This window comes from Alkalihalobacillus sp. R86527 (assembly GCF_042466185.1).
GTDB lineage: Bacteria > Bacillota > Bacilli > Bacillales > Guptibacillaceae > Guptibacillus.
In genome coordinates, this window is the sequence record NZ_JAXHBW010000001.1 from 1,247,855 (window position 1) to 1,272,465 (window position 24,611).

A 24,611-nucleotide genomic window follows, 5' to 3' on the forward strand; every position below is an offset into this window, starting at 1 on the left:
TCATTATCATTATCAATGAGGAGGATTTTCAATGAAAAAACACTTGTCTATTGTAGTCATTTTGATAATGATTGCTAATTTTTCATTACCGCAAATGGCTCAAGCTTATTCATACGGTGATCCAACAGAAGAGAAGGTTGCAGAAGCATATAGCGAAATGTCTTCTAAACTTAGCGATTCTCCTCCTAAATATGATGAAGCAGCGACCATTTTTGCTTCAGTTGAAGATGAAATCAAATTACATATGGGTGCAGACGCCGTCTCAGCGGTTAAATCTGAACTCGAAAATAAAGATAAAGAAGCTATTATTACAAATATGCAAAAGGTTTTAGTACTCAACATAGCCAGACGTCTTGAGAACGTGGAAGGTAATTTTGAGGAATATGACTCTACAAGAAAATTGGTTGGTAAAGCTGATGCCACATATAAAAAGTTGTCTCCAATCGTACAACAAAATGACCCAGATCTTGATTCAACGATTAAAACCGAATTTGAAACGATGCTCGATTCTCTTGGGAATCCAGGACTTTTCGGGGTCGGTGAAAAGGAATCAGATAAAGATCAATATATTGAAAGTAAAGAGACCGTCCTTAACGCTCTAAAAGGTCAATTCAACATGAAGACCGTAGAGGTTGGTCACTTTGGCGAAAGTGCAACGGATGATACGAATGATAACGGGAAGACAGAATGGACTGATTTAGGTCAGCTTTCAAACTGGTTACCGATTTTATTAATTCTTATTGTGATAGCAGGTGTAGTTGTCTACACAACGAAAAAACGCCGTCGATCCTAGAGGCTTATTTTAGAAAGGGGAAAGTGAAATGGAATTTCAGGCATTGCTGATTATGTTCAGAGAAGTACTTGAAGCCCTCCTCATCATAGGCATCATAACCACATATATGAAAAGGGTCGGACAGTGTCAGTACAATAAATTTGTCTGGCTAGGTGCAGGACTCGCAGTGGTTGCGAGTGTTGGAGTCGCCATGTTGTTCCAGGTAGTTTTTACAGGCTTTGCAGCAATGGGAAGTGAAATGTACCTGAAAATCTCCATTATGCTAATCTCTTCTGTACTATTAACACAAATGGTCTTTTGGATGGCATCTCACAGTAAGAATCTTAAAGGCAAGGCAGAAGATAAGATGTCTCATCTCATCACAACAGGAAATGTAGTGGGAATGGTGATTCACTCTTTCCTAGTTGTATTACGTGAAGGTGTCGAAACAGTTTTCTTCTTCGCTGCTATTACAGGTGGAGATATTGGAAAAGGATTTGAAGGCTGGGGTGCTCTAACGGGTGTCCTAATTGCGGCAGTGATCTCTTATCTATTCTTCAAAGGGACAATGCGTATACCGCTTAAATCTTTTTTCAAAGTAACTGGAATCTTTATTGTCCTAATAGCCGGTGGTCTTCTTGTCCAGGGAATTTCAATGATGCAAGATATTAAGATGATCGGAAGTGTCATTCCTCATGTGTATGATCTTACATGGTTCCTTCCTGAACACCCGATCGATTATGCTCATTATCTTCGTGATAATGGCGTAGCACCTCTTCTTTCTGGTGATATCGGGATCTTCTTTAAAGCATTGTTTGGTTATTCATCCATGCCATCGATTGAAGAGATTGTAGCGTACCTTGGTTACTTTGCTGTCATTTATCTTCTTGTAAATACGAACAATGAACCAAAGAAGAAAGCGGTAAAGGAAGAAAAACAAGCTGTTTTTAAATCTACGAATAAAATGAATGAATCAGCAGTGAAATGAATTTATCAGTACAAGGCGATTAGTCGCCTTGTATTTTTTGTAGTTACACTTCTTGAACGATGTGGAAAACAAAGGATGATGTAGAGTGAAGGGTAGAAGAGATCGTATTGATATCAATTACTATTTCAAAGGAATAGTATTAGTGATTTCATTGCTTTGTATGGTTCTAATTGTTGGGTGGAGGGCGGTATATGCGTTGGACATGCCCAGATCGTGGGATCAAGTTGATTTTTCTCTTGCTCTCTCAAGATTTGATCTTTTTTCGATGCAGCCTCATTTCCCAGGTTATCCCTACTTCATTCTAGGTGGTATGCTTTTAAACAATTGGATTGAGAACCCGTCTATTGCATTGTCATTTGTGAATTCTATACTCTTGTTTTCTGCAATGTACCCTCTTTATTCAATCAGTAGGTCTGTTCTATCAAAAAGTTTAAGCGTGCTTACTGTTGCTGTTATCCAATCGATGGTATTCATGAATGTGATGACGATTCAGCCAATGAGTGAAGTTTCCGCTCTTTCGATCTTATGGTGGTATATTTGGAGTCTGAAAGTAGCGTTTTATAAGAAGGACTCCAGGCTTATTGTTTTATTACCGTCCTTTTTATTAAGTGTATTGTTCGGAATCAGGTTGTCGTACCTCCCATTTGGAGTAGGACTTCTTTTGCTCCTTGTCGAAAGGAAAAGGCAATACCTCTACAAGAAGAAATATCTTGCCTTTATAGGGGGGCAATTTGCTCTTGCAATCTTATTTCAACTCATTTGGGTTGGTGGTCTTGCTGCATCAGAAGGAGGAGTAGCTGCATTTCTTCAACTAGCAGTAGGATTTTCAGCGGGGCATTTTCAAGAATGGGGAGGTACTGTCGTTTCCGGTGCAGCTTCACCCATTTGGAATCGATTCATTGAACTTATTGGATATAACATAGGATGGACAGGATTGTCTGGTCAATACGGACTGATTCTTTTTTTAATTTTGATTATTATGGCATACGCTACCTTACGATTATTTAGTAGAAAAGGGTCTTGGTTTGTCTGGACATACTTTCTCATGTTTGTATGCTATTTCTTTTGGGCGCTTTTCGCTCAAAATATAGAGAAGCCGAGACACATTTTGCCGTTACCGAGTATGTTGCTATTTGTTTGTCTGTTATCCTTTATGAGTTTAAGAAAGGTTCATTTAAAAGTAGGAATTGTAATAGTTCTCTTGCTTTCACAAACGGTCGGAACCTACTACATGATGGAAGAAGGAGAAAAACCTGCTGCTGTGCATAAATTAATAGGGTATTTGTCTACTATAGAGGAACCGATTATGGTATATACGTGGGAAGAAACGCGAGTTATGGAATATACAAACGTTTCCTTTAATCATGACCGTGTTTATACTTATGCTACCTTTTTATCGGAACTACCTTATTATGAAGGTCGTAGGATCTTTCTAACTGATGAAGTCGTTAATGGATTCTCAAAACAAGGGGTCCCTATAAACGGATCGATCCAAAAAGTGAAACCATTTTATTCAAATCGTATGTATGATCCTGTTTATCATAAGATCGTATTGTACGAGTATAAACCATAGTATGTGATACAATTGAAGGGGAACATAGATACCCCTTTAAGAGTATAAAGAGAGGAGAGGCAGCATGCAGGAACATTTGAAAAATAAATTAGCTGTCCTTCCAGATCAACCTGGTTGTTATTTAATGAAGGATCGCCAGGGAACAATCATTTATGTTGGGAAGGCAAAAGTATTAAAGAATCGAGTGCGTTCTTATTTTTCAGGAGCACATGACGGTAAAACACAGAGGCTTGTGGGTGAAATTCGCGATTTCGAGTATATCGTTACTTCAACAGATTTAGAAGCACTTATCCTCGAACTCAATTTGATAAAGAAACATGATCCTAAGTATAATGTGATGCTTAAAGACGATAAAAGTTATCCATATATAAAAATAACGGCTGAAGAACAGCCTCGACTAATTACTACTAGGAAGATAAAGAAAGATAAGGGTAAGTACTTTGGACCATACCCTAACGCTTATGCTGCGAGCGCAACAAAGAAGCTATTAGACCGTATTTATCCCTTGCGCAAGTGCAGAAAGATGCCAGATCGTGTATGTTTGTATTATCATATTGGGCAATGTCTTGCTCCTTGTGTTAAGGAAGTTACGAAAGAGCAAAACAAGGAAATGATTGAAGGAATAACAAGGTTTTTGAATGGTGGCCATCAAGAAGTTAAACAGGACCTAGAACGTAAGATGGTAACCGCTTCAGAAAACCTTGATTTTGAACGTGCGAAAGAATACCGAGATCTTATGTTCCATATCGAAAAGGTGATGGAAGCGCAAACGATTCAAACGAATGATGGTCTCGACCGTGATATATTTGGATATAGCTTCGATAAAGGCTGGATGTGTGTGCAGGTCTTTTTCGTGCGGCAGGGGAAACTAATCGAACGGGATGTATCCTTATTTCCATTTTACAATGAACCGGAGGAAGATTTCTTAACATACTTAGGTCAGTTCTATCTGCAAAAGAACCATCCAAAGCCAAAAGAAATCCTATTACCGAATAATATAAACGCTGAAATAGCTGAAGAACTTCTTCACGTTTCAGTACATCAACCAAAAAGAGGAAAGAAAAAAGAGCTAGTCGAGTTAACGATCAAAAATGCGACCATCGCTCTCAATGAGAAGTTTTCCCTTATAGAGCGAGATGAGAAGAGGACGATCGATGCGGTTGAAAACCTTGGAGAGCAGTTAGGTATTCACGCCCCTCTTCGCATAGAAGCATTCGATAACTCGAATATCCAAGGAACGAATCCAGTTTCAGCAATGGTAGTGTTTCTAGACGGTAAACCTAAGAAGAATGAATACCGAAAGTACAAGATCAAAACGGTAGAAGGACCAAACGATGTTGGTTCGATGAAAGAAGTCGTAAGAAGAAGATATACGAGGTTGCTTAAGGAGGATGGCCCTTTACCGGATTTAATTATTATTGATGGTGGTATAGCCCAAATCCAAGCTTCAAAAGATGTATTAGAAAATGAACTTGGACTGGATATCCCTGTTTGTTCTTTAACGAAAGACGAAAAGCACCGTACTTCGCATCTTTTGATAGGAGATCCTCCTGAGGACGTGTACCTTCCTAGAAACAGCCAGGAGTTTTATCTACTACAGCGCATACAAGATGAAGTCCATCGTTTTGCGATTTCATTTCATCGTCAGCTTCGAGGTAAATCGATGTTGAAATCAAGCCTAGACGAGGTTCCTGGCATCGGCCAAAAGCGTAAGAAGAAGCTTTTAAATCACTTTGGTTCTATAAAAAAAATGAAAGAAGCAGATGTGGAGGGTTTACTAGAAGCAGGATTACCGAAGAATGTTGCTGAAGAATTAATGGCGCGATTTAAACAAAAAGAAAATTAATTCACAAATTGTATTGCGGCATATCATATAGTTCGTTATAATAGTGAAAATTTAATAGTTCCACACTTCGATAAATTGAAGTGATGGTAGAGGCGCAAAAACCATCAGTAAACTCAAGCGAGAGTGATAAGACTCGTAGACGTGAGTTGAAAGGGGAATTTGCCGAAGCGATAAGGTGCTTATTCACCTTAAGCTGGATCTGTATTGAAGAAATGCAGAGCTGTCATTCAATGCCTTCCCGGGGATTGAATGGAGGACTATCTCACACAGGGACGTTTTCTTGAATGCTTTATGAAAACAACAGTGAGGTTTTTCTCATTGTTGTTTTTTTGTATATTTAGGACCTTTCGTAACCTATTCAAGAAGCTATTTGTGAATGAGAAATACAGTTATAGAGTGGAAAGGATGGAGAGAGTGGGACTTCGAGTAATGAAATTTGGCGGAACATCTGTCGGAGATGTAGAAAAAGTGAAAAACGTAGCATCTAGGCTTGCAGAAGCAGTGGATGCAGGAGATGAAGTTGTAGCAGTCGTATCCGCTATGGGGAAAACCACCGACGAACTAGTGGGGTTATCGAAAAGTATCACAACAAAGCCTTCCCCAAGAGAACTAGATATGTTGCTAACAACAGGGGAACAAGTAACAACTGCTCTTCTTGCTATGGCGCTTCAAGAGAATGGGTACGACGCAATCTCACTTACGGGCTGGCAAGCAGGATTAAAGACAGAATCCGTACATGGAAACGCTAGAATTTTGGACATTGATGCGAAAAGAATGAATCAACATCTTGCAGAAGGAAAAATCGTTATCGTTGCTGGATTCCAGGGGCTATCTGAAACAGATGACATCGCAACATTGGGTAGGGGAGGATCTGATACGACTGCTGTTGCGATTGGAGCTGCACTTAAAGCAGACAAATGTGAGATCTATACTGATGTAGATGGAGTCTATACGACGGACCCAAGATACGTAAAAGGTGCCCGTAAATTGGCTACGATATCATATGATGAAATGCTTGAATTAGCTAACCTCGGTGCGGGAGTCCTTCATCCGAGAGCGGTGGAATTCGCGAAGAATTTCAATATACCACTTGAAGTACGTTCGAGTTTTACAAATGACACAGGAACCATTATTGAGGAGGTCGCATCAATGGAACAGAATTTGGTAGTGAGAGGACTTGCATTTGAAAGCAATGTCACGAAAATAACGATATCAGGTCTTCCAAATGAGATTACAACACTTCCTTCATTATTTTCTTCACTAGCATCTAATGGAATAAATGTTGATATCATCATACAAAGTACTAGCGAGAAGAATACCACGAGCATTTCGTTCTCTATCGAAACTGCTTCGCTTGATTTAACTCTAGATGTCCTTCGTCGTCTAGAGGTGAAACTGCCATATGAAAATATTTTCTATGAATCAGAACTTGCAAAAGTTTCGATCGTTGGCTCAGGTATGATTTCAAATCCTGGTGTTGCTGCACAAATGTTTGAAGTGCTAGCTGATCACGATGTGGAAATTAAGATGGTAAGTACCTCTGAAATTAAAGTGTCTACGATTGTCCCAGAGAATAAAATGATCTATGCGATTGAAACGCTTCACGATCAATTCCAGTTAGATGAAAGAACGCCGGTTAAGCAGGTATAAAAAAATAGGAGGCCAAGACGGCCTCCCTTTATCTAACCTACATCAATGCTATCTTTTGGATCCCACTTGATTGTGATTTGGACTTCATTCTTCTTGCTCGTTTCATAGGCTTCAGTTATGCATTGGAGCATGTATTGAAATTGTTCAGCAAGAAAACCAGCTTCTAGCTGATAACAATCATCACGACTAGTTTTTTTTCTTTCTTCTATTAAAGGTGATTGAAGCAAGTAGGATATTTCGTTCTTTTTCTCTTGTGCGATGGTTAAAGCACCCCATCCAGCCTCCTTGAAGAATTGCTCGATTTCCTCTTTTGTCGAAAGCGGGAACTTCCTTGCGATTTCTTTACCGGTCCAGTAAAGAATATTACCTTGCTCATTACCTAATAGCTCAGGAAGAAGAACTTCTCTAAAAAGCTCATATCCAAAAGCTGTTGTGGTTACTTCATGACTATAATCGATGGTATTCGTACGCTTTTTAAACATAAACTCCTCCAATTCGTCTCATATTATTATAACGGTTTGGAAGGAATTCCTCCATACATACATGAAAAGTGGGGAATAATATCCTAGCATATTTAATATACACATCGACGCAAATGAATTTAGAAAACTCAAAATGTACGCGTTTTCTTGACGCTCCTAAATGAGGGGAGTACAATGGTTATGTCACAATAAAATCGACAGAAAGCGATGATTTCTGTGCATGCAAAGGCTTTTATAGTAGAATATGCAGTGGCAGATGGTAGCTTAACAACTTAAAAGGGGGACACACAAAACATGGCCGCAAGTCGAGACTTTGTCAGCCGAAAATTGCATTCGCTTCTAGGAGTAATTCCACTGGGACTCTATGTTACGCAACATCTAACAGTAAACCACTTTGCAACAAGAGGGCCCGAGGCATTTAATGATGCTGCACATTTCATGGAATCTTTACCTTACAGGTATATCCTTGAAATCTTTATTATTTTTTTACCGCTATTATTTCATGCGATTTATGGAGTATATATCGCATTTCAATCCAAGAATAACGTAAGTAGATACGGGTATCTACGAAATTGGATGTTTTATATGCAGCGGATCTCAGGTGTAATTGTCTTAATTTTCGTAACCTGGCATGTATGGCAAACCAGGATACAGGCTGCGATGGGAGCAGAAGTTAACTATCAGATGATGGTCGATATTCTGTCCAATCCAGGGATGATGATCTTCTATATCGTTGGTGTAATTGGTACAGTATTCCACTTTGCTAATGGTCTCTGGTCCTTCTTCGTAAGCTGGGGCTTTACAGTAACACCGAAATCTCAGCGTGCAATGACATACGTAACCATGGCTATTTTCCTTGCTCTTTCAGTCGTTGGTATACGCGCGCTTTTCGCATTTGTTTAAGTAACAAACGAACTGTCTTCACCACGAATTCTGAAAGGGTACATATCCTTCAGACAGAGCTAGCAATTAAGGGGGAACCGTTCTTATGAGTAAAGGTAAAATTATTGTAGTTGGAGGCGGACTAGCCGGTTTAATGGCGACTATTAAAGCCGCCGAAGCCGGAGTTAGTGTCGATCTAATTTCTATCGTTCCGGTTAAACGATCTCACTCTGTTTGTGCACAGGGTGGTATTAACGGAGCTGTTAATACAAAAGGAGAGGGAGACTCTCCTTGGGAACATTTTGATGATACGGTTTATGGAGGAGACTTCCTTGCAAACCAACCACCAGTTAAGGCGATGTGTGATGCAGCGCCAGGAATTATCCACTTGATGGACCGTATGGGTGTAATGTTCAACAGAACACCTGAAGGCCTTCTTGACTTTCGTCGCTTTGGTGGTACACAGCATCACCGTACTGCTTTTGCGGGTGCAACAACGGGTCAGCAATTACTTTATGCACTTGACGAGCAAGTGCGTCGCCACGAGGTAGCTGGTCTTGTAAACAAATATGAAGGCTGGGAATTCTTATCTGCTATTATTGATGATAGTGGCGTATGTCGTGGTATGGTCGGTGAAAACCTGACTACTTCTGAAATAAGAAGCTTCGAAGCTGATGCGGTCATTATGGCAACAGGTGGACCAGGAATCATATTTGGAAAGAGTACAAACTCTGTTATCAACACAGGCTCAGCTGCTGGTGCTCTTTATCAACAAGGGGCTATCTATTCGAATGGTGAATTTATTCAAATTCATCCAACGGCAATACCAGGAGACGACAAACTTCGTCTTATGAGTGAATCGGCTCGAGGTGAAGGTGGAAGAGTTTGGACTTATAAAGATGGAAAACCATGGTATTTCCTTGAAGAAAAGTATCCTGCATATGGTAACCTCGTTCCTCGAGACATTGCTACTAGAGAAATTTTTGACGTTTGTGTACGTCAGAAGCTAGGAATTAATGGAGAGAACATGGTTTATCTAGATCTTTCTCATAAAGATTCGAAAGAACTAGATATTAAACTTGGAGGAATCATTGAAATTTATGAGAAATTCATGGGTGATGATCCTAGAAAAGTTCCAATGAAAATTTTCCCAGCAGTACACTATTCAATGGGTGGACTATGGGTAGATTTCAATCAACAAACAAACATTCCTGGACTATTTGCTGCCGGCGAGTGTGATTATTCGCAGCACGGTGGAAACCGTCTTGGAGCGAACTCATTGCTTTCCTCAATTTATGGAGGAATGGTAGCAGGACCGAATGCTGTTGATTATATCAATAGTCTTGAAAACACAGTTGAAGATATGCCATCTTCGTTATTTGAAAGTCATCAACAAGAAGAACAGGCGAAGCAAGACGCTATCCTGAAAATGGATGGAACTGAAAATGCTTACCAGATTCACAAAGAGCTTGGTGAATGGATGACTGCTAACGTAACGGTAGTTAGAGATAACGATAAGCTTCTAGAGACGGACAATAAGATTCAAGAATTGATGGAACGTTACGAGAACATCAATATTAATGATACATCCAAATGGAGTAACCAGGGTGCCTCTTTCACTCGTCAGCTTTCAAACATGCTTCAGCTTGCACGTGTTATTACACAAGGTGCATATAACCGTAATGAGAGCCGTGGAGCGCACTATAAACCAGACTTTCCGGATCGTAATGATGAAGACTGGTTGAAGACAACGATGGCTAAATACGACGCAGCTAACAACAAACCAGAATTCTACTATGAAGAAGTTGATACATCATTAATTAAACCTCGTAAACGTGATTATTCGAAGAAGAAAGCGGGGACTAAATAATGAGTGAAGAACTAATTACCCTAAAAATAAAAAGGCAAGATGGACCTGAATCTGCACCATATGAAGAAACATTCACGATTCCATATCGTCAAAATATGAATGTTATCTCAGCCCTTATGGAGATTAGACGTAACCCGATTAATGCAAAGGGTGAGAAAACAACACCTGTTATTTGGGAAATGGGCTGTCTTGAAGAGGTTTGTGGAGCATGTTCGATGGTTATAAATGGAAAGCCTCGTCAATCATGTACGGCTCTTGTTGATCGTCTGGAACAGCCGATTCGCCTTGAACCTATGACGACTTTCCCGGTAGTTCGAGACTTGGCAGTTGATCGTAGTAGAATGTTCGATGCTTTGAAGAAAGTGAAAGCATGGATTCCAATCGATGGTACTCATGATCTTGGTCCTGGACCACGTATGCCAGAGAATAAAAGACAGTGGGCATATGAACTGTCAAAATGTATGACTTGTGGTGTTTGCTTAGAGGCTTGTCCGAATGTAAACAGCCGTTCTGAATTTATTGGACCAGCTGCAGTTTCCCAAGTGCGTTTGTTCAATTCTCATCCAACAGGTGAGATGAACAAAGAAGAGCGACTAGAGGGATTAATGGATGAAGGCGGATTGGCCAACTGTGGTAACTCGCAAAACTGTGTTCAATCTTGTCCGAAGGGAATTCCTTTGACGACATCCATTGCTGCTATGAACAGAGCGACTTCTCTTCAAACTTTTAAAAACTTCTTCGGAAGTGATCGTTAAATTGATTCGTTACAAGAAAGACCCTAAAAGTGGGGTCTTTTTTGTTCGTATTTGAAATAAAGCAAAATATTTCTCAGGAAATGACAGAGAATGAAGAAACATGTCGGTAGAATATTGTCCTTCACACCAAGAAAGTCTTCTAAATTATGTAACACGTCTGTTGAAAAAACATATAGTGTATGGACTATATTAATTTTGAATGAAGTTGCTTTGTTGCCCTATCGAGGAGGGTGGAATGTTGAAAGGGAACCACTACCGACCGAAGCCGCTTTTAACTAAACGAGAAAGAGAAGTATTTGAACTGCTTGTTCAAGACAAAACAACAAGGGAAATTGCAGAAGAATTGTTTATTAGTGAAAAAACAGTTCGGAACCATATTTCAAACACGATGCAAAAGCTTGGGGTAAAGGGGCGTTCCCAGGCAGTAGTCGAATTACTGCGTCTGGGAGAATTAGAAATATAGAAAAGCCGGCTTGTAATGAGCCGGTCTTTTTTATTGAAATTGCAAACGAGATAGATGGTTTCAAAGCCTTGTGGAAGGTTTTCTCATTGACGTTCTATTAGTTATTTACTATTATGAATACGTTCATGGTTATAAAATGAAACCGGTTTAATGAGGGGAACTTGAACATGAGGGGTCCATTTAAAATAAAAAAAGTGTTGAATAATAACGTTGTTATTGCTTTTACAGAGCAAAATGAAGAAGTTGTGCTGACAGGTAAAGGAATTGGCTTTAACCAGAAGCATGGTGAAAAACTTGATGAGACGAAAGTAGATAAGTTTTTTGTGCTTGCGAACGAAACTGAGCAGGAACAGTACAAGCTCCTTCTAACAGATGTGCCAGAAGATTTCATCGGCGTGATGAATGATGCAATCTCGCTCATTGAAGATAAACTAGGAGCAGATTTAGACGAGCACATTCACGTCTCGTTAACCGATCACCTATCTTTTGCGATTAAGCGACTTCGTCAGGGATTAGATGTGAAATATCCTTTTTTGGTTGAAACTCAAACGATGTATCCAAAAGAATATACTGTTGCTGAAAGCGTTATTCAACTTTTGAAGAACAAGCTTAATATGGAATTGCCAGATGGTGAAATTGGTTTTGTTGCCCTTCATATTCATAGCGCAATTACAAATAGAAGCCTTTCTACATTGAATAGATATTCAGCTTTGATAAACCTACTTGTTTCAGTAATTGAAGAATCGCTTTCACTTCGTATCAGCAGGACTGGGATCGATTATTTACGACTCGTTAGACATCTGAGGCACGCGATTGATCGAAGTGAACAGGATCTTCCTGTAGAAGCGCATGAAAGACTTGAAAAAGTGTTGAAGGAAGAATATCCATTATGTTATAATCTTGCATGGAAGTTGATTAAAATTATGCAACGGGAATTAGCTACAACATTTCCTGAAGCAGAAGCAGTATACTTAACGATGCACTTGCAAAGGCTTTCTCCAAAATAAATGAATAACGGTACGCGTGTTACTGATACGATCAGGCATGAGTGGAACCGGTATGACAGCAACCGATTGGGGTATAGTATATCCTGATTGACTTGTTATACCTTCTACTCATGTCTTTTTTAGTTTTATACATTATTTATTTAGGGGATTAAAAAGGAGGAAAACATATGTTTAAACAAGCGTTTGGTGTTCTACAGCGCGTTGGTAAAGCGCTTATGTTACCGGTTGCAATATTACCTGCTGCTGGTTTGTTGCTCGGTTTTGGTAACGCATTCCAAAACCCAACTTTGCTTGAAAAACTGCCATTTCTTTCGGCAGAATGGTTCCAGCTTCTCGCTACTGTAATGGAAGAAGCGGGTGGAATCGTGTTTGCTAACCTCGCACTATTGTTTGCGGTAGGTGTAGCAATCGGTTTGTCAGATGGAGACGGGGTTGCAGGATTAGCTGCAATCGTTGGTTTCTTAGTAATGAATATTACGATGGGTGTTCTAGAAGGTGTATCTGCTGATCAAGTTGCAGACAGTGCATCATATGCAAACGTTCTAGGAATACCTACTCTTCAAACCGGGGTGTTTGGAGGAATTATCGTCGGTATTCTTGCCTCATTTATGTATAAACGGTATTATAATATTCAACTTCCGCAATACCTTGGCTTCTTTGCCGGTAAACGATTTGTTCCAATTGCTACAGCTGTATCAGCGTTAATTCTTGGAATTGTTATGTTGTTTATCTGGCCGCCAATTCAATCAGGATTAAATGCATTCTCACATAATATGCTAGATGCAAATCCAGCTCTTGCTGCATTTGTATTTGGTGTAATCGAGCGTTCTCTCATTCCTTTCGGATTGCATCACATCTTCTATTCGCCATTCTGGTTTGAGTTTGGTCAATATGTAAACGATGCTGGTGACATAATCCGAGGCGACCAAAAGATTTTCTTTGAACAATTAAAAGATGGGGCTGAACTTACTGCAGGTACATTTATGACTGGTAAGTTTCCATTTATGATGTTTGGACTCCCGGCTGCTGCACTTGCGATTTATCATGAAGCACGCCCGGAAAAGAAAGCGGTTGTCGCTGGGATTATGGGTTCTGCCGCGTTAACATCATTCCTTACAGGTATCACAGAACCAATTGAGTTTTCATTCTTATTTGTTGCACCGGTGCTGTTTGGGATCCATGCCATTTTTGCAGGTCTTTCCTTTATGACAATGGAGTTACTTAATGTTAAAATTGGTATGACCTTCTCTGGAGGTGTAATTGATTACTTGCTATTCGGTGTTTTACAAGGTAGAACTGCATGGTGGCTCGTTATACCTGTAGGTCTAGTCTTTGCGGTTATCTATTACGTTGGGTTTAGGTTTGCGATCCGTAAATTTAACCTTATGACCCCAGGACGAGAAGAAGATGAAGAAGATGAGGTTGCTGATGACGGTCAAGAGAATACTGCACTTGCTTATAACGTGCTTACTGCTCTTGGTGGTGAAAGCAATATTACAAATCTTGATGCATGTATTACTCGACTTCGTGTATCTGTTGCCGATAAAGGTGAAGTTGATAAAACTCGCTTAAAACGTCTTGGAGCTTCTGGTGTCATGGAAATTGGTAACAACATACAGGCGATCTTCGGTACGCAGTCTGATGGACTGAAAGGACAAATCCAAGATATTATCAGTGGGAAAACGCCAAAACCTATTCAGGATGAGCAAAAAGAAGAAAAGCCTAAGACTGTGAAGTCAGGTGCCGATCATCTAATTGCTCCAATCGATGGGAAGATTCTCCCGATTACTGAGGTTCCTGATCAGGTATTCTCAGGTAAAATGATGGGTGATGGCTTCGCAATCGAACCGACTGATGGATTGATTGTTGCCCCAGTTGATGGCAAGATTATCAATGTCTTTCCAACAAAGCATGCAATTGGAATCGAATCGACGAACGGTCGTGAAATTTTAATTCATGTAGGAATAGATACTGTTAATCTTAAAGGAGAAGGATTTGAGGTATTCGTTAGCGAAGGTGATGAGATTAAGCAAGGTCAAAAGCTTATGAAAGTTGATCTTGGTTATATTAAAGAACATGCAACATCAACGATTACCCCGGTCGTCTTCACTAACCTAGAAGAGGGAGAAAAAATCGACCTTTCCAAAGAAGGAACGATTTCTCGTGAAGATAAAGACATCATTACAATTTCTAAATAACATCATATTAATTTGAAAGAGGGATTTTATTATGGCAGAGAAAAATTTTACAGTAACTAGTGAATCAGGAATTCATGCTCGTCCAGCTACAGCTCTAGTAAACAAAGCGGGTCAATACAGCTCAGATATCACTCTTGAGTACAACGGAAAATCTGTAAACCTTAAGTCTATCATGGGCGTTATGAGCCTTGGAATTCAGCAAAACTCAGAAATTGCAATCAAAGCAGAAGGATCAGATGCTGACGAAGCAATCTCTGGATTAACTGAAGTTATGGAAACAGAAGGTCTAGGCAACTAATGTCTAAACAATTAACTGGAATTGGCGCTTCAGCAGGAATTGCAATTGCTAAAGCATTCGTTCTTGAAAATCCAGCTCTTGAAATTGAAGAGAAAAAAATCAATGATGTAGACGCTGAGATCGATCGCTTTAACGGTGCTGTTAGTATTGCGAAAGAAGAGCTAGAAGCAATTAAAAACCACGCCAATGAACAGCTTGGAGAAGATAAAGCAGCAATTTTTGCTGCTCATCTTCTCGTTTTATCTGATCCTGAGTTGTTGAATGCTGTTAAAGACAAGGTAACAAATGAAAACGTTAATGCCGAAAGCGCAATGAACGAAGTATCGAATATGTTTATCTCCATGTTTGAAAACATGGATAATGAATATATGAAAGAACGTGCAGCTGATATTCGTGACGTTTCAAAACGTGTGCTTGCTCATTTGCTAGGTGTAACATTTACAACACCGGCGAGCATCACGGAAGAAGTGATCGTACTTGCTGAAGATTTAACTCCTTCAGATACGGCACAGCTGAATAAGCAATATGTGAAAGGTTTCGCTACTGATATTGGTGGTAGAACATCTCACTCTGCTATTATGGCTCGTTCAATGGAAATTCCTGCAGTAGTTGGAACGAAAACAGTTACTTCTGAAGAAATCGAAGGTAAAACTGTTATCATCGATGGTATCGACGGGAAAGTGATCATCGGAGCAACTGAAGAAGAAGTTGCTTCATATACAAAGAAACAAGAAGAATTTGAAACGAAGAAACTAGAGTGGGCAAAGCTTGTTAACGACCCAACAACTACCAAAGATGGCAAGCACGTTGAATTGGCTGCTAACATTGGCACACCTGAAGATGTAAAAGGTGTTCTTGAAAATGGCGGAGAAGGCGTTGGCCTTTACCGTACAGAGTTTCTTTATATGGGAAGAAACGAACTTCCAACTGAAGAAGAACAGTTTAAGGCGTATAAAAAAGTCCTTGAAAAAATGGACGGTAAGCCGGTTGTTATTCGCACACTAGATATTGGTGGCGATAAAGAACTTCCATATCTTAATCTACCAAAGGAAATGAATCCTTTCCTAGGTTTCCGTGCGATTCGACTTTGTCTTGAAGAAACGGAGATTTTCCGTACACAGCTCCGTGCGCTACTTCGTGCAAGTGTTTACGGTAATCTAAAGGTTATGTTCCCTATGATTGCTTCCGTTGATGAATTCCGTCAAGCAAAAGCAATGTTACTAGATGTGAAAGAGGAGCTTATTGGAGAAGGTATCGACGTTTCTGATAGCATTGAAATCGGAATGATGGTTGAAATTCCAGCAACAGCTGCAATGGCAGATGTATTTGCTAAGGAAGTTGACTTCTTTAGTGTTGGCACAAACGACCTCATTCAATACACAATGGCTGCTGACCGTATGAATGAAAAGGTTTCGTACCTTTATCAACCATACAACCCAGCTATTTTGCGCCTAGTCAAAATGGTAATCGACGCAGCTCATAAAGAAGGTAAGTGGGCTGGTATGTGCGGTGAGATGGCAGGAGATCAAATCGCTATTCCAATTCTACTTGGTCTTGGACTAGATGAATTTAGTATGAGTGCTACATCCATTCTGCCTGCAAGAAGCCAGATGACTAAGTTATCAAAAGAAGAAATTTCTTCTCATATCGATCACATACTTACTCTTGCTACAAATCAGGAAGTTGTTGACTATGTGCAAGAACATTTTGCTACAGAAGAGCTATAGTTCCCTATAGCTCTTCTTTTTATATAGTTATTTATCTATAAGTCTACATAGAATACCTGTTGATGCGCTCTCCTTGCAATTGTAGAGGGTTACAATCAAAATAGACATATGATACAGAGATTGGGGGATGAACGATGCCTGAAGAATTAACAAAAGCACCAGCATCAATCGTTGATATAGAGAAGTCACTCCGGATGGTTGCGGGAATTATCAAACAGCATGGACGTGAATTATTAGGCGAATTCTCACTAACACCACCACAATTCCTAGCGTTGCAGTGGCTTTCAGATAATGGAGACCTGACTATTGGAGAACTATCCAATAAGATGTATCTTGCATGTAGTACAACAACCGATCTCGTTGATCGTATGGAGAAAACTGAGCTAGTTAAACGTGTGAAGGACCCTCATGATAGAAGAGTCGTTCGAATTCACATACTAGAAAAAGGGCATGACATCATTCGAAAAGTCATACAAAAAAGGCAAGCATACCTAGAAGAAAAAACAAAACATTTTTCTGAAGACCAAATGAAAGGTCTTGAAGAGAGTCTTGCTTTGCTTTTTAGCGAGATGGAGAATAAATAACGTTAAGCAGATCTGAGAGGCGAACTACATTGAACAAACCAATAGGCATTATTGATTCTGGGGTTGGTGGATTGACAGTTGCAAAAGAAGTAATGAGGCAATTGCCAAAAGAGGAAATTGTTTATCTTGGCGATACTGCGAGGTGCCCTTATGGCCCGAGAACTTCAGATGAAGTACGACAATATACTTGGGAAATGACCAATTATTTATTGGAACAATACCAAATAAAGATGCTGATTATCGCATGTAACACGGCGACCGCAGTTGTTCTCAAAGAGTTGCAGGAGCAACTGACTATTCCGGTCCGGGGTGTTATTAATCCAGGAGCTCGAAGTGCAATTAAAGTAACGACGAATTCCCATATTGGTGTCATCGGTACTTCTGGGACGATTGCAAGTGGTGCTTATAAAGATGCGTTGAAGGCGATCAATAACGAAATCAAGGTAGAGAGTCTTGCTTGTCCACCGTTTGTTCCTCTTGTGGAAGCAGGTAATCTTGATAGCAAAGAAACCTTTGAAATAGTTAACACCACGTTGAAACCACTGAAAGACAAAGGAATCGACTCAATTATCTTAGGCTGTACCCATTATCCTTTATTAGAGAAGGTGATCCAAACGGTAATGGGAGATGAGATATCAATTATATGTTCTGGTGATGAAACGGCTTATGAAGTTAGTGGAATTCTAGAGTATAGCTCTCTTTTATATACGGGTGATGAAAAACCATCACACACCTTTTTAACCACTGGTTCAATAGGTAATTTCACAAAAATAGCAACTCATTGGCTTGAACACCCTGTCAAAACAGTAAAAAAAATCGACCTCCATTCAGTTTAGAGAATGGAGGTTTTTTTATGTATTTTATAAGTTTTTCATTCCTCAGGTCTAATTTAATTTGAAGCTCGTATAAATGATAGTACAAACCATCTGAGGAGGGATAGCTATGCGTTTACGTGGGGCTATATTCACGATGTTGTTGCTTTTATGTATGATAATCATATCTGGTTGCGGATTTGGATTCGAAAAATCGTTGAAGGAAATTGATCCACCTAAGGTTGATTATGCGAATGAGGGAGAAGCGTTAGATGACAGTGAAGCTGAGGCTCCTGATACGACTGAAGAATCAAAAGATGGAGATTCGGAAGCTTCAACAACTATGTCGAGCAGAGAACTATATTTGTTAGATTCTAATGGAATGGTTGTTCCACAAACAGTGCAACTCCCGGCTGTTGAAGGGGCTGCGAAGCAGGCGCTTGAATACTTAGTCATTGACGGGCCTGTGACAGAGATGCTTCCTAATGGTTTTCAAGCTGTACTACCTGCTGGAACTGTGGTGAAAGGGATCAACCAGGTAGGTGATACGCTAGTAGTGGATTTCTCAGAAGAATTTAAGGATTATGCAGCTGACCACGAAAAGCAACTATTAGAAGCAGTAACGTGGACACTTACTCAATTTGAAGGCGTGAAAAATGTTAAGATTCAAATAAACGGATTCGACCAGACTGAAATGCCAGTGAATGGTACCCCGATTGGTGAGAACGTTAGCAGATCAAATGGTATCAATAATGAAATGGGTAACGTCGTAGATGTTTCGAATAGTTCTGCAGTTACAGTGTATTTCATGGCTCAAAACAATGACTATACGTATTATGTTCCAGTTACAAAGCGTTTAGAGGGTGTGAAAAATGATGTGAATGGCGTGATTACCGGTCTGTTAGAAGGTCCGCCTGTACACTCCGGTTTGTTTAGTCAATTTTCAAAAGACCTCAAACTGTTGGATTCGGTGAATAAGGATGGTTTGTTAACACTTGATTTTAACGAAGCAATATTGACCGGATCAGAAGATAAGGTGTTAGAACAAGAACTGCTAAACAGTCTAGTCCTTTCACTTACTGAGAATGCAGATGTCAAAGAAGTAGCCATTACAGTTGATGGACATGAAGAAGTTTTGGATGAAGCAGGGAATGTTGTTTCTGAGCCGGTCTCAAGGCCAGTAGAGGTTAACAAAGTAGGTTTTTAAAAAAGAATATGATAGGATGAGGGGGCAGGAATACTGCCCTCTTTTTGTTTTGTTTATTGAAAAATAGGGCAAAAGATTCCAATGGATAGGTACGATGAACAGGAGGAAGATTATGAGAGTCGATGGACGTCAACATAATGAAATTCGTAAGATACATATTGAAAAGGATTACGTAAAACACCCAGAAGGTTCTGTCTTAATAACGGTTGGAGATACAAAAGTAATCTGTAATGCTTCGATTGAAGAGAGAGTCCCTCCATTTATGAGAGGTCAGGGGAAAGGTTGGGTAGCTGCAGAGTATGCAATGTTGCCTAGAGCGACTGAGCAGAGAAATATTCGTGAATCTAGTAAAGGGAAAGTTGCTGGACGCACAATGGAGATCCAGCGTTTGATCGGACGTGCGCTTCGGACAGTTATCGACCTTGAAGCACTAGGTGAGCGTACGATCTGGATCGATTGCGATGTGATACAAGCTGATGGTGGAACGCGAACAGCTTCAATCACAGGTGCATTCGTAGCGATGACGCTAGCTATAGAAAAAGGCATGGCAAACAAACAAATCAAGAAAATGCCAATTACAGACTTCCTTGCAGCTACTTCAGTAGGAATCAACACAAACGGAGAGGCTATTCTAGACCTTTGTTATAAAGAAGACTCAACCGCCCAGGTGGATATGAATATCGTTATGACAGGTCAAAGTGAGTTTGTTGAAGTTCAAGGAACAGGTGAAGAAGCAACGTTTACAATGAACCAACTAAACGAAATGCTATCACTTGCTCAGTCTGGTATTGAAGAACTGATACAAAAACAATCAGAAGTAATCGGACCGTTCTCCTCAGAGATCAAAGGAGGTAAGCAAGAGAATGCGTAAGCTTCTTGTCGCTACCAAAAATAAAGGTAAAGTAAAAGAATTTAAACGTCGCTTTGAGACAGACGAATTACAAGTTATATCGCTGTTAGATTTAGATGAAGCACTTGATGTGGAGGAAACAGGGAGCACGTTTGCTGAAAATGCTGTCTTAAAAGCTGAGACGATTATGCGGATCACGAACACAATCGTAATCGCCGATGATTCTGGTCTCGTTATCGATGCACTCGATGGGGATCCAGGCGTTTACTCTGCTAGATATGCAGGACCCGAGAAAGATGATGAAGCGAATATCGATAAGGTTTTATCTGAGCTAAAAAATGTCCCAGATGAGAAGAGAACAGCATCTTTTCAGTGTTTATTAGCAGTTGCGATTCCTGATAAGAAAACAGAAATTTATTCAGGTTCATGCGAAGGTAGAATAGCTCATGAACGATCAGGATATGAAGGGTTTGGTTATGATCCTATCTTTTACCTACCATCTTATCAAAAAACGATGGCTGAACTAACACCAGAAGAAAAAGATGCGATCTCTCACAGAGGGAAAGCATTGGATCGACTTCAAGAAGCGTTTCAAGACTTACTATAGAAGAGGTGATCAGTTATGAAGGTACTCGTTGTAAGTGATAACCATAGTTCTTCAGAAGAACTTGAAAACCTAGTGATAAGACATAAAGATGAAGTTGAGTGCATGGTTCATTGTGGTGACTCTGAATTTGACTTTGACGAAACAATCATGAACTCATTTCCACTCCGTGTCAGAGGGAACTGTGATTTTGATACAAGGTACCCTGAAGATGTGTCGGAAACAGTTGGTGGCAAAAACATATTTGCTACGCATGGACATTTGTACGGCGTGAAGCTGAATTTGATGAATTTAGCATATAGAGCGGAAGAAAACCAAGCAAATCTTGTTTGTTTCGGGCATTCACATGAAGCAACAGTCCATTTTGAAGCGAATATTTTGTTTCTTAACCCAGGAAGTATAAGCTTACCGAGGAAACCGAGGATCAAAACGTATGCGATCGTAGAGTGGATTGAGGATCGCGTACACGTTGTTTTTTATGATGATAACGGAGAGCCTGTCGAAGATCTTTCCAAATCATTTGAGCTAGAATCTTAGGAAAACACAATAACTTTTACTGGCAGATTGTAGAACAGCCTTGAATACCACTTGCTTTTCTGCGAACGAACGCGCGATTCAAGCGGTATTCACTCCTACTAGATTGTGATGTAGCATCCATTTTCTCAAGTTGATTATTTAAGATTCTTGATGAAAAATGATTTAAACCAATCACACATTTATGTAGATTGGAGCGGAAATCCCTCTTACTCATTGTTAAAGGTAAAACAGAAAAACTGCCGAGATTTTCTCGCCAGCTTTTCTGTGTTTTTTCTTATATTCCAGTATTGACTTTAAGCTTCTACTTAGGTATATTTATATTTGTCGCTAGAACAGACAGCTAGTGCAACGATGTCCCAGTAGCTCAGCAGGATAGAGCAACAGCCTTCTAAGCTGTGGGTCGGGAGTTCGAATCTCTCCTGGGACACCATATACATATTCTCAAAGTCTTTTATCTTTCTAGATAGAAGGCTTTTTTTGTTTGTGTCCGAAAGGAAGTGGCAGGTGAGGCGCTTTTCTGTTTCTTATTCTAGGAGTTAGGGTACTTTAATAAGGAATGAAGGGATGAAGCATGGAAACACTCTAGCTTGAGTTTACTTCCTTATACTGATAAACTGTAAGCTAATCGTAGCTGCGCCTTTCCTGCTGAAAACTCTTTTAATAGAGAATATAAGAGAGTGGAGCGAATACGTCTATGGACAAAGAAAAAGATGAAAGGAAAATAGTTTATTTTCCAAACGTGGCAGGTAAACTTGCCGAAAAAGGAATGGCAGCCCTTAAAGATAAGAATATTGATCAGGCACATGAACACTTCAGTCAACTTTTAGAGATTGATCCAGACCACCCACAAGGGCATTTTGGATTGGTTCTAAGCCTTGTGGAACTTGGAGAGTTGACAGAAGCCTCCGAACGTTGTGAAACAATGATGCAACAAGGAATTGGAGACTATTACGACATTTTTCAAGTATACATATCGATTTTGGTTCAGCTTGGAAAGTATCAGAAAGTAGTTACGATGATCGAAGCGGTTCTTCAAGAAAACCAGCTTCCGTCGAACATTGCGGAGTCGCTCTATCAGCTTTTACATTTTAGTAGAAAAATGACTGGCTATGACATCTCTTCAGATGAACAGTATGATGATGTTCAGGATGAAGACGCAGATATGTTGATAAGCTATCTCGAAAGTGAAAAGACGGAAAAGCAGTGGTTAGCAATTCAAAAGCTGAGTAATATCAGTGAAGAAAAATCTATACCTGCATATTTAACATACATAAACGCAACTGGGAAAGATCCACTTCTAAAGAGTCTTGTACTACAAGTATTAAGAGAAAAAAAGCTAGACCAAGAAGTCACCATACATAAGTTTGGGAGAGAAATCTCCGTCAACCCATCAGAGTTGACAGACATCTTTATACAAGATTTCTCTTTAGATGTGAAGAAAAAGCTATCTGACCACGTGGAACAGGAAAATCCTGTCCTATTTGAAATGTGCATGCAAATTTGGTGGCACTATCTATTTGCTATATCTCCATTTGAAGCTGAGCCGAAAAGTAGTTCTGTTTGGGCTGCAGCAGTACATATGGTAGCTTCTGATATCAATGGAGAAAGCTATACAAGTCAGTACATCGGTGGTATTTATGGAGTAAAGCCTTCAGAGTTTGAGGTGCCTGCGGATCGTATTAAGCGAATAGAGAACCAACCATTTTATCGACCTTTCGATTAGAAATAGATGGAAACAGAACCTTTTCGCTTGCGATTCAAAGAAAAAATAGTTAAGCTGTACAATGGTAAAGGCGGTGTGAATCATACTGTATGTATTGAAAAGCACCCGTACTATGTTATAATAAAGTGGTTGCAAACCCATATTTACTAGTAAAAGAGATCGTTTAAAAAAGCCTTCTGGCGCTTTTATACTCCAAAAAGCGTCATCTTTTTTTAAACGCTCGATTAGTGGAAATATATTTATTGTTGGAGGGAATGTGTAAATGACTGCAAATTGGGAAAAGCTTGAAGGTAATCAGGGCGTCCTTACAGTAGAAGTTGAAGCTGGTGAGGTAAATACAGCACTTGATGAGGCATTTAAGAAAGTTGTAAAACAGGTTAATGTACCTGGATTCCGTAAAGGTAAAGTGCCTCGTTCACTATTTGAAAAGCGTTTCGGCGTAGAATCTCTTTATCAAGATGCTCTTGATATTATTCTTCCTAAAGCTTATTCAGAAGCTGTAGAAGAAGCTGGAATCGACCCTGTAGATCGTCCAGAAGTGGACATCGAGCAAATCGAAAAAGATAAGAACCTTATCTTTAAGGCTACTGTTACAGTTAAGCCAGAAGTTAAGCTTGGTGAATACAAAGGACTTGAAGTAGAAGAAGAAGACACTACAGTAACAGATGAAGATGTTGAAGCTGAACTTAAAGGCATTCAAGAAAAGCATGCTGAACTAGTAGTAGTTGAAGATGGCGAGATCCAAGAAGGTGACACTGCGATCATCGACTTCGAAGGCTTCCTTGGTGAAGAACCATTTGAAGGTGGAAAAGGTGAGAACTACTCTCTAGAAGTAGGTTCTAACACATTTATCCCTGGTTTCGAAGAACAGCTAGTAGGTGAGAAAGCAGGAGCTGAGAAGGAAGTAACCGTTACTTTCCCTGAAGAGTATCATGCTGAAAACCTTGCTGGACAAGAAGCTACTTTCAAAGTGAAAGTTCATGACATCAAGCGTAAAGAGCTTCCTGAGCTAGATGATGAGTTCGCTAAAGATGTAAACGAAGAAGTAGCATCTCTTGATGAACTGAAAAAGACTACAAAAGAAAACCTTGAAAAGCAAAAAGCTGAAGATGCTGATATGAAAAAGAAAGATACGTTGATCGAAAAAGCAGCTGAAAACAGTGAAATCGATCTTCCATCTGCTATGGTTGACTCTGAAGTTGATCGTATGCTTCAAGAATTTGAGCAACGTCTACAACAACAGGGCATGAACCTTGAGATGTACTATCAGTTCTCAGGTCAAGATGAAAAAGCACTTCGCGAACAAATGCAAGAAGACGGTGAAAAGCGTGTACGCACAAACCTAACTCTTGAAGCGATTGCTGATGCAGAAAACATCGAAGTTTCTGAGGAAGAAGTTAACGAAGAGCTTGCTAAGATGGCGGCTATGTACAACATGGAAGAAGAACAAATTCGTCAAATGCTAGCAATGCAAGGCGGCGACGCTGCACTTAAAGGTGATCTTCGCGTACGTAAAGCAATCGACGTATTGGTAGACAACAGCAAAAAAGCTTAATAAATCTTATTCAATGAAACAAGGCGCTTTTATGCGCCTTGTTTCTTACACAAATATGTTGTAATGAAAACATATAATTTAGATAAACATAGTAGTAGGACAATTACTCGATACATATTAAGTCTCCTAAGAGTCGTTTTGCTTCATAACCTTTTGCGTTATATGATACAATTTCAATACATAATCAGGGTTGAAAAACCATTGGTGAATGCCCGTTAGGATTGCTAA

22 protein-coding genes, 1 tRNA gene and 1 riboswitch are annotated in these 24,611 nt (G+C 39.7%); of the genes, 22 read left to right on the forward strand and 1 reads right to left on the reverse strand.

Annotated elements, in window-relative coordinates; all coding sequences use genetic code 11:
- Positions 1–31 precede the first annotated feature (31 nt).
- From SJY16_RS06290 to SJY16_RS06310, 5 genes are all read left to right on the forward strand, one after another.
- Complete coding sequence (locus SJY16_RS06290) at positions 32–793, forward strand: hypothetical protein (RefSeq protein WP_377888248.1); 762 nt, start codon at positions 32–34, stop codon at positions 791–793.
- A 28-nt stretch (positions 794–821) separates the two neighbouring features.
- The gene (locus tag SJY16_RS06295; protein ID WP_377888249.1) at positions 822–1,760 is read left to right on the forward strand and encodes an FTR1 family iron permease; all 939 of its coding nucleotides are present in this window, start codon (positions 822–824) and stop codon (positions 1,758–1,760) included.
- Between the two features lie 85 nt (positions 1,761–1,845).
- Entirely contained in the window at positions 1,846–3,333 is a 1,488-nt protein-coding gene (locus SJY16_RS06300) for a hypothetical protein (RefSeq protein WP_377888250.1), read from the forward strand.
- 64 nt (positions 3,334–3,397) lie between these two features.
- Positions 3,398–5,179, forward strand: a complete 1,782-nt coding sequence (uvrC, locus tag SJY16_RS06305) for an excinuclease ABC subunit UvrC (protein WP_377888251.1) — start codon at positions 3,398–3,400, stop codon at positions 5,177–5,179.
- Positions 5,180–5,258: 79 nt separating this feature from the next.
- Positions 5,259–5,447: riboswitch (Lysine riboswitch) on the forward strand.
- 146 nt (positions 5,448–5,593) lie between these two features.
- Positions 5,594–6,829 (forward strand): aspartate kinase, encoded by a 1,236-nt coding sequence (locus tag SJY16_RS06310; RefSeq protein ID WP_377888252.1) that lies wholly within the window; start codon positions 5,594–5,596, stop codon positions 6,827–6,829.
- A 32-nt stretch (positions 6,830–6,861) separates the two neighbouring features.
- On the opposite strand, the gene SJY16_RS06315 is transcribed toward SJY16_RS06310, so the two are convergent.
- Positions 6,862–7,311, reverse strand: coding sequence for a YslB family protein (locus tag SJY16_RS06315; RefSeq protein WP_377888253.1), 450 nt, complete (start codon positions 7,309–7,311; stop codon positions 6,862–6,864).
- A 294-nt stretch (positions 7,312–7,605) separates the two neighbouring features.
- On the opposite strand from SJY16_RS06315, the gene SJY16_RS06320 reads away from it, so the two are divergent.
- The 17 genes from SJY16_RS06320 to tig all read left to right on the forward strand — a co-directional run bounded on the left by SJY16_RS06320 (position 7,606) and on the right by tig (position 24,383).
- Positions 7,606–8,214, forward strand: coding sequence for a succinate dehydrogenase cytochrome b558 subunit (locus tag SJY16_RS06320; protein WP_377888254.1), 609 nt, complete (start codon positions 7,606–7,608; stop codon positions 8,212–8,214).
- Positions 8,215–8,299: 85 nt separating this feature from the next.
- Positions 8,300–10,063 carry a succinate dehydrogenase flavoprotein subunit gene (gene sdhA, locus SJY16_RS06325; protein WP_377888256.1) on the forward strand — a complete coding sequence of 588 codons (1,764 nt, stop codon included), beginning with the start codon at positions 8,300–8,302 and terminating at the stop codon, positions 10,061–10,063.
- Entirely contained in the window at positions 10,063–10,818 is a 756-nt protein-coding gene (sdhB, locus tag SJY16_RS06330) for a succinate dehydrogenase iron-sulfur subunit (RefSeq protein WP_377888257.1), read from the forward strand. The genes sdhA and sdhB overlap by 1 nt, the downstream gene beginning before the upstream one ends.
- A 235-nt stretch (positions 10,819–11,053) precedes the next feature.
- Positions 11,054–11,281 (forward strand): helix-turn-helix domain-containing protein, encoded by a 228-nt coding sequence (locus SJY16_RS06335; RefSeq protein ID WP_369810531.1) that lies wholly within the window; start codon positions 11,054–11,056, stop codon positions 11,279–11,281.
- A 167-nt stretch (positions 11,282–11,448) separates the two neighbouring features.
- Entirely contained in the window at positions 11,449–12,288 is an 840-nt protein-coding gene (gene glcT / locus SJY16_RS06340) for a glucose PTS transporter transcription antiterminator GlcT (RefSeq protein WP_377888259.1), read from the forward strand.
- A 167-nt stretch (positions 12,289–12,455) separates the two neighbouring features.
- A complete protein-coding gene (ptsG, locus tag SJY16_RS06345; protein WP_377888260.1) occupies positions 12,456–14,486 on the forward strand; it encodes a glucose-specific PTS transporter subunit IIBC in 2,031 nt (676 codons plus the stop codon).
- A gap of 31 nt (positions 14,487–14,517) precedes the next feature.
- Complete coding sequence (locus SJY16_RS06350) at positions 14,518–14,784, forward strand: phosphocarrier protein HPr (RefSeq protein WP_377888261.1); 267 nt, start codon at positions 14,518–14,520, stop codon at positions 14,782–14,784.
- Positions 14,784–16,511: a phosphoenolpyruvate--protein phosphotransferase gene (gene ptsP, locus SJY16_RS06355; protein ID WP_377888262.1), complete on the forward strand. Its 1,728-nt coding sequence runs from the start codon at positions 14,784–14,786 to the stop codon at positions 16,509–16,511. Before SJY16_RS06350 ends, ptsP begins: the two co-directional genes overlap by 1 nt.
- Positions 16,512–16,645: 134 nt before the next feature.
- Positions 16,646–17,095 carry a MarR family winged helix-turn-helix transcriptional regulator gene (locus tag SJY16_RS06360; RefSeq protein WP_377888263.1) on the forward strand — a complete coding sequence of 150 codons (450 nt, stop codon included), beginning with the start codon at positions 16,646–16,648 and terminating at the stop codon, positions 17,093–17,095.
- Positions 17,096–17,124: 29 nt separating this feature from the next.
- Positions 17,125–17,931 carry a glutamate racemase gene (racE, locus tag SJY16_RS06365; RefSeq protein ID WP_377888264.1) on the forward strand — a complete coding sequence of 269 codons (807 nt, stop codon included), beginning with the start codon at positions 17,125–17,127 and terminating at the stop codon, positions 17,929–17,931.
- 106 nt (positions 17,932–18,037) lie between these two features.
- Positions 18,038–19,114, forward strand: coding sequence for a GerMN domain-containing protein (locus tag SJY16_RS06370; protein ID WP_377888265.1), 1,077 nt, complete (start codon positions 18,038–18,040; stop codon positions 19,112–19,114).
- 112 nt (positions 19,115–19,226) lie between these two features.
- Positions 19,227–19,985, forward strand: coding sequence for a ribonuclease PH (rph, locus tag SJY16_RS06375; protein ID WP_377888266.1), 759 nt, complete (start codon positions 19,227–19,229; stop codon positions 19,983–19,985).
- A complete protein-coding gene (locus SJY16_RS06380) occupies positions 19,978–20,571 on the forward strand; it encodes an XTP/dITP diphosphatase (protein WP_377888267.1) in 594 nt (197 codons plus the stop codon). The genes rph and SJY16_RS06380 overlap by 8 nt, the downstream gene beginning before the upstream one ends.
- Before the next feature lie 15 nt (positions 20,572–20,586).
- Positions 20,587–21,105, forward strand: a complete 519-nt coding sequence (locus SJY16_RS06385) for a metallophosphoesterase (protein ID WP_377888268.1) — start codon at positions 20,587–20,589, stop codon at positions 21,103–21,105.
- Between the two features lie 353 nt (positions 21,106–21,458).
- A tRNA-Arg gene (locus SJY16_RS06390) sits at positions 21,459–21,535 on the forward strand.
- Positions 21,536–21,799: 264 nt separating this feature from the next.
- The gene (locus SJY16_RS06395) at positions 21,800–22,828 is read left to right on the forward strand and encodes a tetratricopeptide repeat protein (protein ID WP_377888269.1); all 1,029 of its coding nucleotides are present in this window, start codon (positions 21,800–21,802) and stop codon (positions 22,826–22,828) included.
- Positions 22,829–23,090: 262 nt separating this feature from the next.
- Complete coding sequence (gene tig / locus SJY16_RS06400) at positions 23,091–24,383, forward strand: trigger factor (RefSeq protein ID WP_377888270.1); 1,293 nt, start codon at positions 23,091–23,093, stop codon at positions 24,381–24,383.
- The last annotated feature ends 228 nt before the right edge of the window (positions 24,384–24,611 follow it).

Coding starts and splice junctions, on each gene's coding strand:
- ptsG (WP_377888260.1), top strand. CDS start 12,456: ATGTTTAAACAAGCGTTTGGTGTTCTACAGCGCGTTGGTAAAGCGCTT.
- SJY16_RS06380 (WP_377888267.1), top strand. CDS start 19,978: ATGCGTAAGCTTCTTGTCGCTACCAAAAATAAAGGTAAAGTAAAAGAA.
- SJY16_RS06335 (WP_369810531.1), top strand. CDS start 11,054: ATGTTGAAAGGGAACCACTACCGACCGAAGCCGCTTTTAACTAAACGA.
- sdhA (WP_377888256.1), top strand. CDS start 8,300: ATGAGTAAAGGTAAAATTATTGTAGTTGGAGGCGGACTAGCCGGTTTA.
- SJY16_RS06320 (WP_377888254.1), top strand. CDS start 7,606: ATGGCCGCAAGTCGAGACTTTGTCAGCCGAAAATTGCATTCGCTTCTA.
- SJY16_RS06385 (WP_377888268.1), top strand. CDS start 20,587: ATGAAGGTACTCGTTGTAAGTGATAACCATAGTTCTTCAGAAGAACTT.
- SJY16_RS06315 (WP_377888253.1), bottom strand. CDS start 7,311: ATGTTTAAAAAGCGTACGAATACCATCGATTATAGTCATGAAGTAACC.
- SJY16_RS06360 (WP_377888263.1), top strand. CDS start 16,646: ATGCCTGAAGAATTAACAAAAGCACCAGCATCAATCGTTGATATAGAG.
- SJY16_RS06295 (WP_377888249.1), top strand. CDS start 822: ATGGAATTTCAGGCATTGCTGATTATGTTCAGAGAAGTACTTGAAGCC.
- tig (WP_377888270.1), top strand. CDS start 23,091: ATGACTGCAAATTGGGAAAAGCTTGAAGGTAATCAGGGCGTCCTTACA.
- uvrC (WP_377888251.1), top strand. CDS start 3,398: ATGCAGGAACATTTGAAAAATAAATTAGCTGTCCTTCCAGATCAACCT.
- SJY16_RS06290 (WP_377888248.1), top strand. CDS start 32: ATGAAAAAACACTTGTCTATTGTAGTCATTTTGATAATGATTGCTAAT.
- SJY16_RS06370 (WP_377888265.1), top strand. CDS start 18,038: ATGCGTTTACGTGGGGCTATATTCACGATGTTGTTGCTTTTATGTATG.
- SJY16_RS06350 (WP_377888261.1), top strand. CDS start 14,518: ATGGCAGAGAAAAATTTTACAGTAACTAGTGAATCAGGAATTCATGCT.
- glcT (WP_377888259.1), top strand. CDS start 11,449: ATGAGGGGTCCATTTAAAATAAAAAAAGTGTTGAATAATAACGTTGTT.
- SJY16_RS06395 (WP_377888269.1), top strand. CDS start 21,800: ATGGACAAAGAAAAAGATGAAAGGAAAATAGTTTATTTTCCAAACGTG.
- ptsP (WP_377888262.1), top strand. CDS start 14,784: ATGTCTAAACAATTAACTGGAATTGGCGCTTCAGCAGGAATTGCAATT.
- sdhB (WP_377888257.1), top strand. CDS start 10,063: ATGAGTGAAGAACTAATTACCCTAAAAATAAAAAGGCAAGATGGACCT.
- rph (WP_377888266.1), top strand. CDS start 19,227: ATGAGAGTCGATGGACGTCAACATAATGAAATTCGTAAGATACATATT.